We start from the raw sequence: 12,023 nt of genomic DNA, 5'->3' as shown, positions 1-12,023 counted from the left end.
GCTAAAAATAATAAAAATATGAAAAAACAAATTTTGTCAGCATTCGCTATTTGCATTTTAGTCGTTTCTTGTACTAAATCCACTACCAAAACAGAACAGGTGGAAAATCCTGACGGATCTGTTACCACGACTACAACCACAGTTACTGAAACTCCTTCAGGAGTAGATTCTACCAAAATCAATGACACGAAAAAAGAAATTCATGAGAAAGTGGAGGAAACAGGTAATAAAATAGACAATACCACTCAAAAAGCTAAGGAAGATATTCATAATGTAGGAAAAGACATTAAAGAAGGGGCACAACAGGTAGGAAAAGATGTAAAAGATGCCGCGGCAAAAGGAGCTGAAAAAGTAGAAACCGGAGCCAAGAAGCTAAAAGAAGATTTAAAGAAATAATAATAAAAAAACCGCAGAATCACTGCGGTTTTTTATTTATTCATTGCCAATAACGGATCTATATATTCCCGGTCATTGCTCAGCCTTGGAACTTTATTCTGTCCTCCTAACTTGCCTTTTGATTCCAGCCAGTTATAGAAAAGATTTTCTTTTGCAATATGTACAATAGGCCTTTTTAAAGTTATATTATTGTACCTTTTAGCTTCATAATCGGAATTTATGGATTTTAAATGCTGATCAAAAATGTCAACAAACTGATCCAGATTATTGGGCTGCTCACAAAATTCAAATATCCATTCATGGGCACCGCTTTCATTATTTTTCATAAAAACTGGTGCTCCGGTAAATTCTGTAATTTTTGCGTTGGTAAGTTCACAAGCTTTAGTAAGCGCAGATTCTACGTTGGTAATCATAAGCTCTTCACCGAAGGCATTGATATAATGCTTTGTTCTTCCCGTAATTTTTATTCTGAACGGATTAACCGAAGTAAATACAACGGTATCTCCAATCAAGTACCTCCATAATCCCCCGTTGGTGGTAATTACCATCGCATAGTTTTTGCCAACTTCCACCTCTTCGAGACTTACAACTTTCGGATTCGAAAAATGAAACTCATCCATAGGGATAAATTCGTAGAAAATACCATAATCCAACATAAGCAGCATTTCATCACTATTGGGCTTATCCTGAATGCCGAAAAAGCCTTCAGAGGCATTATAAATCTCGTAGTAATTAATGTTTTTACCTATGATTTGTTTAAACTGTTCTTTGTAGGGCTTAAAACTGATTCCTCCATGAAAAAATACTTCCAGGTTGGGCCACAATTCTGAAACGTTTTCAGCCCCGGTTTCCTTTAGTACCCTTTGCAAGAGAACCATCATCCAGCTTGGTACTCCAAGAATACTTCCTACATCTTCATTTTTAACTTCGGAGGTAATTGCTTTAAGCTTACTTTCCCATTCTCCCATCAAAGAAACCTTTTTACTTGGCGTGGTAGTAATTTCTACCCAAAAAGGCAAATTGTCAATTAAAATAGCAGATAAATCGCCAAATTTGGTGTTAAAATCGGCGTATAATTCTGAGCTTCCTCCTAATCGTAAGTTTTTGTAGTTGAAAAGCTGATTTTCCGGATGATTGTTGGCATATATCGAAACCATATCTTTTCCGGCTTTCATATGACAGTATTCCAGGCTCTCATCAGAAATAGGGATGAACTTGCTTTTGGCATTGGTGGTTCCGGAAGATTTCGCAAAATATTTAATATATCCGGGCCAGGTCACATCTTTTTGTCCCTGTCTTGCTTTTTCAATATAAGGCTCAAAATCTTCATAGGTAACAATCGGGACCTTATTTTTAAAATCCTGATAGCTCGATATGGAATTGAATCCATACTTTTTGCCATATTCCGTATCTTCTGCATGAAACAATTGAGAGAAAAGGATACCTTTCTGAGTCTCAATTGGATGGTTCATAAAATTCTGAATCTGATCCATCCTTTGACGGATGAACCAGTTGACGACAGTATTGAATAGTGCTTTTGTTGCCATTTCAACAAATATAATGATATTTGGATTTTCTGAGAATTTTTTATGGTGATAAATAAAAAAACCGTTACAAATTTTGTAACGGTCTGATATTTAGATGTATTGTTTCTTAGCAATATTCATCATAAGCTGCCTGAAGGTTGGCTGCAATAGCTCCTGCAGGATTTCCTTCAATGTGATGTCTTTCAAGCATGTGTACCAGTTCCCCATCTTTAAATAAAGCTACACAAGGAGAGCTTGGAGGGAATGGAGCCAAATGTTTTCTTGCTTCTACTACAGCTTCTGTATCGAAACCTGCAAAAACAGTCGTTAAATGATCAGGTTTTTTATCTCCTGTCAAAGAATATACAACTCCCGGTCTTGCAGCTCCTGCAGCACATCCGCATACAGAATTGATGACCAATAGAGTAGTTCCTGATTGTTTTAATGCTTCTTCTACCTGAGCCGGAGTTGTCAAATCTTCGAAGCCTTTATCTGTAAGTTCAGCCTTCATAGGCATTACTAAATCTGTTGGATACATTTTTTATTTTTTATAATTCTAGGCAAATTTACAAATTTTCTAAGCTTTCTATTAATTTATAATAACTATCATTCAATTTATTAAACCAAATAGCCTTATAGTTAGGATATTAAAAAAATAATAAATTTCATTAATGTTTGATTTATATATGTTAATATTGAAAAATATTTATTAATTTTGAAACAGATTCTAAAAACAAACTCCATGAAAAAAAACTTATAATTATAATATAAGAATTATTGTCGGTGTAAAAATCTGATTGATAGTGTAATTCCCTCAACTTTTATTATATCCGTTCCCATGTTTTTAGAATTGACATCGGATGTAATGAAGGACTCAAATAAGAGCCTGTAACAACTTGTTATAGGTTTTTTTAATTATACTGCTATATAAAATGAAGCCCGGAACCTTGGTTCCGGGCTTCTTTAATCAAATCGATATGCAAAGGTTGAATATCCTAAATAGAATCCAGTGATGAGTTTAACTCAACTCCGGAACTTTTATGAAAGTAGCTTTTTAGCCATCTCAGAGATACTTTTTCCGTCAGATTTTCCGGCCAAAGTCTTTGATGCCACTCCCATTACCTTTCCTAAATCTTTTAAAGATTCGGCGCCGGTTTCAGCAATAATTTTTTTTATTTCTGCTTCCAATTCTTCTGCAGAAAGTTGTTTGGGTAAAAACTGTTCAATGATTTTCATTTGAGCGTCTTCTACCTCTGCCAAGTCATTTCTTCCCTGTGCAGTAAACTGTTCGTAAGAATCCTTACGCTGTTTTACCATTCTCTGAAGAATAGCAATTTCTTGTTCTGCGGTCACCTCTTTTCCTAAAGCTTCCGTTTTCAGCAGTTGTATCTGAGATTTTACAGCACGAAGAGAATCTAAAGCAACTCTGTCTTTAGCTCTCATTGCTGTTTTTATAGCTTCGTTTATTGTATTTTCTAAACTCATTTTTTTTAATTTAATAATGTAGCAATGTAATAATTTATAAGTTGATGCTTCGACAGACTCAGCATGACATCGCTATCGTTACATTGCTACATTTTTATACTCTTATATTGATTAATCAACATCTTTATTTAAAAATCTGTTTTCTCTGATCTGCATATTTCCGTTATTATCGGAAAGATAAGTATTGATGTTCTGATCAGAAGCATTATTACCATCAATAGAAATATTCTTTCTCTTGAAAGCGGGAACAGATTCGAACTCACTCGAGCTGTCAAAGCTCTGATAACGGGAGTTGAATTCTTTTAATTTATTTCTTCTTTCAATTACTCTGTCCTGATCAATCGTTTTATTCACAAAAGTGAATTCTTCTTCTGCCGGTTTTGAAATTTCAGTTTCAGCTTTGTTTTCAAAAGTTGATCTGGTTTCCATTTTAGGTTCTTCCTGTTTAGTCTGGAAGAATGTTTCTACTTTTTGAGCGGGCTCCTGAACTATTGTATTGCTGGGAGTTGTAAAGTCTGTTTTAGGTTGTCCGAAATCAGCTTTAGGTTCATTAATAGTTTCGTTAACAAAGAAGTTAAATTCTACCGGCTTCTCTTCTGAGTAAGAATTGCTGAAAGTATTTGACTGAGATTCTTCTTTTTTATTATCAAAGTCAAACTTGAAAGATTCAATTTCCAGATCGTTAGGATCTTCTGCTTCTTCATCTAAAGAAAACAAATTGAAAGATTCTTCCTGTTCTTCCTCGTTTCTCCAGTTCTGAGCAGGGTTGTCCAGCGTATCTTCCTCTTTATCAAAGAATTTTATTTCAGTTTTTATCTCTTCACTGTCAACAATCATTTTTTTTTCAGTAGTCATAGACCCGAACTGTGGAGTATCGTTGTCATCATCCAGCCTGAAAAGGTTTTTACCTCCGAAATCATGCGTTTCTTCCGGGGTTGCTTCTCTTTCTTCTCTTGTTTTGAAAGGAGACGTTTTTGGAGTGTCAAAAGTATCATTTAAGCTGATCTTGATCTTTTCGGTAGGACCTGAAAATTTCTTGTTGTCATTTGAAAAACCAGTTGCAATGACAAGAACGCTTACAGAATCTCCTAATTCTTCATCAGCACCAACTCCGAAAATGATATCAGCAGTATTTCCTGCTTCTTTCTGGATATGATCCATGATGATACCGATTTCGTCCATGGTAACCTCTTCTACACCACTTCTGATCAACAACAGAACGTTTTTTGCTCCCGTGATTTTGTTGTCATTTAATAATGGGGAATCTAATGCTTTTCTTACGGCTTCTTCAGCTTTATTTTCACCTGAAGCAATACCTGTAGACATCAATGCCGTTCCTGAGTTTTGAAGCACAGATTTAGCATCTCTAAAGTCAATGTTTACATCGAAGTAACCTGTAATAACTTCTGCCATTCCTTTGGCAGCATTCGTTAAAACTTCATCGGCTTTTGAGAATCCCTGCTTGAATCCAAGGTTTCCAAACTGTTGTCTTAGTTTATCGTTATTGATGACAATTAATGAGTCAACATTGTTTCTTAATTTATCAAGACCGTTTTCAGCCTGTTCCAATCTTCTTTTGCCTTCAAAGCTGAAAGGAACGGTAACGATTCCTACGGTAAGAATGCCCATGTCTTTTGCTACTTTAGCAATAACGGGAGCTGCTCCGGTTCCTGTTCCACCACCCATTCCGGCAGTGATGAATACCATTTTGGTATTCTGACCCATCGCCGCTTTAATGTCTTCGATACTTTCGATAGCCGATTTTTCTCCTACTTCAGGATCTGCACCAGCACCAAGACCTTCTGTGATGGTTGTTCCCAACTGTACTTTGTTGGCAACCGGGTTATTGTCTAATGTCTGAGCATCAGTATTACATATCACGAAATCTACTCCGTGAATTCCTTTCTCGTACATGTGTTTTAGTGCGTTGTTTCCACCGCCACCTACACCAATTACTTTGATGATCGATGAATTTCCTTTTGGTAAATCAAATGAAAATCCCTGTGTACCTATATTTTCCATAACTGTTCTTTTAATAGTTGATAATTGATGAATAAGGGTTGATAAGGAAAAAATCGTTTATCGTTTATAATTCATCATTTATAATTTATTCTACTTCTTCGAAGAATTTTTTTACTTTTTCCATAAGCGACTGTCCGAAAGTCAGTTTTGCCGCTCTTTTGTTTTCGTTTTGTTCTGCTACAACTTCTTGATGCTGCACGGTTTCAATGGGCTGAACAGGCTGTTGTTGCGCTGTTTCCGTTTGAGTCGTTACAGCTTCAGCTTTTGGCTGAGGTTGCTCTAAAACAGCTTCTTCTTCAATACTGGTAATCTTTTTATCTCTGATTTTTAAACTTTCCATCAGTAATCCAATAGAAGTCGCAAATTCAGGTCCTTTAAGATATTGATTTTTATCGTTCGCAATATATTCGTTTGCAAAACCTATTCTGCTGTCGAAACCTGTTGTATAGTTAGCCAGCTGACGAAGATGTTTCAAGTTTGAACCACCACCGGTCAGAACAATTCCAGCAATCAGTTTTTTCTTCTGTTCGAAAGCACCGTAAGCTTTTAGTTCCGTATTTACCATTTCCAATATTTCTTCCACTCTTGCATTGATAATCTGTGCCAGAGTTTTTAATGAAATTTCTTTATCCGGTCTTCCGTGAAGTCCAGGAATGGTAACATACGTACTGTCTTTTTCCAACTCAGGAACTGCAGAACCGAACTTAACCTTTAATTGCTCGGCGTGCTTTTCAATAATTGAACAGCCTTCTTTAATGTCTTCCGTAATAATTCCTCCTCCGTAAGGAATGACGCAGGTATGACGGATGATATTGTCTTTAAAAATAGCAATATCCGTTGTTCCTCCACCGATATCCACGATGGCTACACCTGCTTCTTTTTCTTCTTTTGTAAGAACAGCTTCTGAGGATGCCAAAGGTTCCAAAGTAAGGGCTTCCATTTCTAATCCGGCCTCACGAACGCATCTTGCGATATTTCGGATGCTTCCCATTTGCCCGACTACAACGTGGAAATTGGCCTCTAAACGTTTTCCGTGCATTCCGACAGGTTCCTGAATTTCACCTTCGGAATCGACTTTGTATTCCTGAGGAAGTACATGGATAATTTCTTCACCAGGAAGCATTACCAGTTTTTTCACCTGATCTTTCAATGCTTCAATGTCATCATCTGTAATGAACTTATCCGGATGTTCACGCATAATATAATCTGAGTGCTGCAGAGAACGAATGTGTTTTCCAGCAATTCCCACCGTTACTTTACGGATAGGAACTCCTGCGCTGGACTGTGCTTCAGAAACAGCAGCTTTGATTGAATTAATGGTTTGCGAAATATTATTCACAATACCTTTGTGAACACCAAGACTCTTTGCCTTCCCTACACCGAGAACTTCTATTTTCCCGTGTGCATTCCTCCTTCCGACAATGGCGACAATCTTTGTTGTCCCAATGTCCAGACCTACTGAATACTCTTGATTTTCCATTTGTTGATATCGATTTGATTTTTTATTCTATTTTAACTTTTGCTTTAGGCTTTGCAGCCGTTGCTTTTTTCTCTGTTTTCTTCGTCTCCTTGGGCTTGGTTACAACTTTGGGTTTTGAAGAAGTAGGACTTGGCTTCTTTACTGTCACCGCTTTGGGAAGAACTTCCACGGTTTTCCTGACTGCGGGTGGCGTGGCTGAGGCTTTTGCCAGTTCTTTGTTTCCTACGTTCAGAATACTGTCATTTTCTTTAAAGTACGGATTCAAAGTCGTGACGATCTGATTCTGATATTTTACAGAAATCTTGTTGTATTTCTGAGGATCCTGATAGATCAAATATTTTTCTACGAAAGCTTTGAAACCTTTAACTTTTAATTCAATATTATCTAAGTCTCCAATTTCAACTTTATAATTTCCCTCACTGGTCAGAAGGTTATAATTTCCTTTATAATCTTTTGAAATTCCTATAAAGTATTTTTTACTGAAGTCATCTTTATCAATTTTTTCAACCAATTCAGCCAGCTGACGGTATTCATCTTTCTGGACATCCCCGGTTACCAGCATACAAGGATGTGAATAGGTTTTTGAAATCGGAAACTCGGTGCCTTTTTCATCTACATAAAAGTCTCTTCCTTCTTTATTCAATCTGAAAATAGGTACTCTTTGTTTAATGTCTAAATTTAATTTTCCATTCAGGTTCAAATAGACATTGGCACTGTCAACAGCCGGAAGATTATTGATTTTCTTTTCCAGGGCAGGAATATTCAGATCGCCCACTTTTCCCGAAGGGTTTTCTTTTTTTACAATCTCACGGATGTCTTTTTCGTCAACAAAATACACCGGAGTTTTTCCATTATCCATTTTTACAGAAATTTTATTGTCCGTAATCTTCTGACCGCTGAATTTCTTTAAAGAGAAACTCAGCAGAAATCCTAGAATGATTACTGTGATGGCAATTTTTAATATTCTGTATTTATTTTTCATAAATGAGTTACGGATTTTGAGTTTTTAATTTTTACTTAACCACTCACAAATAGGATCGTACAGTGTATCAATATTTCCTGCACCTACTGTAAGAAGGATATCAAAATCTTTTTCTTTTATTTTATTGAAAGCATCACTCAGAGTAGATACTTCCTTTTTATCTAATGTTACTTTATCCAATAACCAGCTTGAAGTAATACCTTCAAAGTTTTCCTGAAGTTCTCTTGCCGGATAAATATCAAGCAAAATCAATTCATCGGCGTGGCTTAAACTTTCAGCAAATCCGTCTGCAAAATCTCTTGTTCTGCTGAAAAGATGAGGCTGGAAAGCCACCAATAATTTCTTTTCCGGATAAAAAGTCCGGATTGAGCTCATCACGGCATTAATTTCTGTTGGATGATGGGCATAATCGTCGATGTAAATTTTACCGTTTTCGTATCTGTGTTTGGTATATCTTCTTTTAATTCCTTTAAAATTGGCAATCGCTTTTTTTAATGTTTCGAAATCAACGCCTAAATTGTTTAAAATTGCCAATGCAACGGTTGCATTCTCAACATTGTGAATCCCCGGAATTTCCCAGATGAAATCTTTAACAGTTTCTTTAGGAGTATGGAAATCAAAATAAATTTTGTCATTCTCCATTCTTAGATTATCCGAGTAATAATCAGCAACCTCGTTTACAGCATACGTCAGAGAAGGTCTTCCGATCCCAATGCCTTTTCTTACAAAAAGCTGCTTATCATTCGGAACTAAAGCTGCAAACTGTCTAAAACCTTCTTCAATATGGCTTTTATCTCCATAAATATCCAAATGGTCTGCATCTGTGGAAGTGATCACTGCCCAATCCGGAGAAAGATTCAAAAAGCTTCTGTCGTATTCGTCTGCTTCCACCACAGAATATTGTGAACCGTTGTATAGGAAATTCGATTTAAAATTCTCAGAGATTCCTCCCAAGAAACAAGAGAAAGGTAAATCTGCTTCTTTACAAAGATGTGAAACCAGGGTAGAAGTTGTTGTTTTCCCATGAGTTCCGGCAACGGCGATACAATCTGTGTTTTGTGTAATTAAACCTAAAACTTTTGCACGTTTTAATACTTCAAACTGATTTTCATTAAAATATTCTAAAATTCCCAGAACCTTAATTGCAGGAGTATAGATTACCAATGTATCTTCTTTCTTAAGGGAAGCTATTTTTTCATCAATGACATCTTCAAAAACAATATCAATTCCCTCGCTCATCAAAGCCGTCGTCAATTTGGTGTTGGTTTTATCGTAGCCCAAAACTTTTTTGCCCGAAGCATGGAAGTAACGCGCCAAAGCACTCATACCGATACCTCCGATTCCAACGAAGTAAAAATTTTGATATGTTTCTAAAACTTTCATTATTTAATTAAAATTTTCATTTTGTCATTCTGAGGGACGAAGAATCTCAATTGCATAGATTCTTCATTCCATTTCTGAACTACGTTCGTAAACTTTTGGTTTATGTTCAGAATGACAAACGCTTTATTTATTGTATCACTTTAAAAATCTCGTCTACAATCTCTTTTGCGGCATTGGGCTTGGCAAAATATTTCAGATTTTCAGACATTTCTTTTCTTATATTCTCATTTTCGCAGATTTCTGAAAGGGTATTCCAGAATTTTTCCTGCATTTCAGAGTCTTTTACCATTCGGGCTGCATTTTTTTCAACCAGATTCATGGCATTTATGGTTTGATGGTCTTCCGCTGCAAAAGGGAAAGGAACCAGTAAAACCGGTTTCTGAGCTACCGCCAACTCTGAAATAGCAATGGCTCCTGATCTGGAAACAATCACATCTGCTGCAGAATAGGCTGTTTCCATGTCTTTGATGAACTCTTTTAACTGAATTTGAGATCCGAGATCCGAGATCCAGGATTCATTATACAGTTCTTTATAATCCAGTTTTCCGGTTTGCCAGATCAATTGATATCCTTTTTCTTTCAGGTTTTCTAAATTATCTTTCCAACCGTTGTTTAATGTTCTTGACCCTAAAGATCCACCGACAGATAAAATCGTCAGTTTATCCTGAGACAAGTCCATTTTTTCTTTTGCCTGGGAAGTTTCCTGCATTCCTGAAACAATGTTTTCACGAATCGGATTTCCCAGAAACTTTATTTTTTCAGCAGGAAAACCTTCCACTTTCGGATAGGCTGTAAATACGGCTTTTGCTTTTTTACTTAAAATCTTATTCGTTACGCCTGCATGTGCATTCTGCTCCTGAATAAAAATCGGAATTCCAAGTTTGCTTGCTTCATATAAAGCAGGACCACTTGCGAAACCACCTGTTCCCACCGCAAAATCCGGAGCAAAGTTTTTAATGATCTTCTTTGATTTAGATAAGCTTTTTAAAATCTTAAAAGGCAAACCTAAGTTTGATAGCATATTTCCTCTGTCAATTCCTGCGATGTCAATTCCTTCAATTGTATAGCCAGCCTGCGGAACTTTTTCCATTTCCATTTTTCCGTTGGCTCCTATGAACAAAAACTCAGCATCAGGAAATCTTTTTTTGATCTCGTCTGCAATAGCGATGGCAGGAAAAATGTGACCTCCTGTTCCTCCGCCGGATAATAATACTTTTAGTTTTTTGTTCATATTACTAATTATGCTGTGGGCAAATTTTCAATTAAATCAATAAAATCAACATATACCCAAATCTCAATTTTATTTTCAATCAGCTTTACTGAAATCTCTTTAATATTATAAACAGAATCATTAAGTTCAATAATTTCGGTAGATTCTAGATTATATGATTCCAAAAAATTAATGATTTCCACATCGGTATCAAACACCAATACGTCTTCTGTGTTTTTGTTATCAATATATCTTATTAAACTTATTTCCATTTTATTTTGTTTTAAGCAATATCATTGATCTCGACTATACTTTGTTTTTTCCCCATTCCTTCTTCATCGTATATCTGGATTCTAGAGCTGATATTTAAAATAATTCCCAACTGCAAATACGTTACCAACATTGAGGTTCCTCCATAACTTATTAATGGAAGAGGTTGCCCTGTTACTGGGATCAGATTTACCGCAACAGCAATATTTACAGAGAGTTGTATAAAAATCATCACACCGAGACTGAGTACGAGCAGAGAGCCGAAAAAAGCGGGCATCTTACTGGCTATCATCACGATACGAATCATCATGATTAAATACATACTGATCAGAAATGCGGCACCAATTACCCCATATTCTTCTACAATGACGGCAAAAATAAAATCGGAAGCAGATTGGGGAAGCATTTGTTTTAAAGCACTTTTTCCCGGTCCCATTCCTGTAACTCCACCGTGAACAATAGCTGCTTTTGCCATCATTACCTGATAGTTCTTGGCTTTTAAGCTTTCATCATCAACATCCGCAGTTTTAGCTTTACTCGAAGTAAAGGTTTCGATACGGCTCATCCATGTATGAACACGGTTTCCTCCAATAAGATTGGTATTTAAAGCAACCAATAAAAACAGAACAATCGCAATGAATGATGCCGAAATGAATCCGGCAATGTATTTCCAATGTAGCTGACCTATAATTAGTACAATGACAGAAACCATTAAAATCATTAATGCAGTGGAGCCGTTATCTTTTGCTACCAGTACAAAAACCAATAGGATAGGGCCGAAGATATACATGATATTTTCAATAGGAAGCCTTTCACGGGTTATTTTTTTTGTTAAATATCTACACAGATAAATAATCAGCATCAAAAAAGCAAACGACGACGGCTGGAAGGAAATCGGTGTTCCCGGAATTTTCAGCCATCTTGAAGCACTTGCTCCGTCAATGGTTTGGCCGGTAAACATAGTGACAATCAGCAGAACAATCATTAATCCCAGCAAAATGCTGCTGAGCTTTCCGATATATTCATATTTTACCATTCCAACGACTCTCATAATTCCCAACCCTAAGACCACAAAGAACATATGTTTGATAACGTGACCTGTGGTAGTCCCGTTATTGACGATATATTCCAGATTTGAACTTGCAGAATATACAGGGAAAATAGAAAAAATGGAGATCACAAGAATGACCATCCAAAGTACTTTATCGCCCTTTAGAAATTCAAATCTGTTGTCTGTATCTTGTTCGTTCATATGTTATGCTCTTGGCT

The 12,023-nt window shown here is 36.3% G+C and carries 11 protein-coding genes; 1 reads left to right on the top strand and 10 read right to left on the bottom strand.

Annotated elements, in window-relative coordinates; genetic code table 11:
* The first annotated feature begins 18 nt into the window (after positions 1-18).
* Positions 19-396, top strand: a complete 378-nt coding sequence (locus P0Y62_13015; protein ID WEK68768.1) for a hypothetical protein — start codon at positions 19-21, stop codon at positions 394-396.
* Between the two features lie 32 nt (positions 397-428).
* Here P0Y62_13015 and P0Y62_13010 read toward each other — a convergent pair whose 3' ends face one another.
* The 10 genes from P0Y62_13010 to P0Y62_12965 all read right to left on the bottom strand — a co-directional run bounded on the left by P0Y62_13010 (position 429) and on the right by P0Y62_12965 (position 12,006).
* On the bottom strand, positions 429-1,943 hold the full coding sequence (locus tag P0Y62_13010) for a GH3 auxin-responsive promoter family protein (protein ID WEK68767.1): 1,515 nt from the start codon (positions 1,941-1,943) through the stop codon (positions 429-431).
* A 106-nt stretch (positions 1,944-2,049) separates the two neighbouring features.
* A complete protein-coding gene (locus tag P0Y62_13005; protein WEK68766.1) occupies positions 2,050-2,460 on the bottom strand; it encodes a BrxA/BrxB family bacilliredoxin in 411 nt (136 codons plus the stop codon).
* A gap of 500 nt (positions 2,461-2,960) precedes the next feature.
* Entirely contained in the window at positions 2,961-3,407 is a 447-nt protein-coding gene (locus P0Y62_13000) for a GatB/YqeY domain-containing protein (protein WEK68765.1), read from the bottom strand.
* A gap of 111 nt (positions 3,408-3,518) precedes the next feature.
* Positions 3,519-5,429 (bottom strand): cell division protein FtsZ, encoded by a 1,911-nt coding sequence (gene ftsZ, locus P0Y62_12995; GenBank protein ID WEK68764.1) that lies wholly within the window; start codon positions 5,427-5,429, stop codon positions 3,519-3,521.
* Between the two features lie 85 nt (positions 5,430-5,514).
* On the bottom strand, positions 5,515-6,909 hold the full coding sequence (ftsA, locus tag P0Y62_12990) for a cell division protein FtsA (GenBank protein ID WEK68763.1): 1,395 nt from the start codon (positions 6,907-6,909) through the stop codon (positions 5,515-5,517).
* A 22-nt stretch (positions 6,910-6,931) separates the two neighbouring features.
* Positions 6,932-7,891 carry a cell division protein FtsQ gene (locus P0Y62_12985; GenBank protein WEK68762.1) on the bottom strand — a complete coding sequence of 320 codons (960 nt, stop codon included), beginning with the start codon at positions 7,889-7,891 and terminating at the stop codon, positions 6,932-6,934.
* Positions 7,892-7,915: 24 nt separating this feature from the next.
* Positions 7,916-9,274, bottom strand: coding sequence for a UDP-N-acetylmuramate--L-alanine ligase (murC, locus tag P0Y62_12980; protein ID WEK68761.1), 1,359 nt, complete (start codon positions 9,272-9,274; stop codon positions 7,916-7,918).
* Positions 9,275-9,401: 127 nt separating this feature from the next.
* On the bottom strand, positions 9,402-10,505 hold the full coding sequence (gene murG / locus P0Y62_12975) for an undecaprenyldiphospho-muramoylpentapeptide beta-N-acetylglucosaminyltransferase (protein WEK68760.1): 1,104 nt from the start codon (positions 10,503-10,505) through the stop codon (positions 9,402-9,404).
* Between the two features lie 8 nt (positions 10,506-10,513).
* Positions 10,514-10,756 (bottom strand): hypothetical protein, encoded by a 243-nt coding sequence (locus tag P0Y62_12970; protein ID WEK68759.1) that lies wholly within the window; start codon positions 10,754-10,756, stop codon positions 10,514-10,516.
* Between the two features lie 11 nt (positions 10,757-10,767).
* The gene (locus P0Y62_12965; protein ID WEK68758.1) at positions 10,768-12,006 is read right to left on the bottom strand and encodes an FtsW/RodA/SpoVE family cell cycle protein; all 1,239 of its coding nucleotides are present in this window, start codon (positions 12,004-12,006) and stop codon (positions 10,768-10,770) included.
* Positions 12,007-12,023 lie beyond the last annotated feature (17 nt).

The organism is Candidatus Chryseobacterium colombiense, assembly GCA_029203185.1.
GTDB classification, from domain to species: domain Bacteria; phylum Bacteroidota; class Bacteroidia; order Flavobacteriales; family Weeksellaceae; genus Chryseobacterium; species Chryseobacterium colombiense.
Note: the sequence above shows the minus strand (reverse complement) of the source record. Positions and strands in the feature narration are given on the sequence as shown.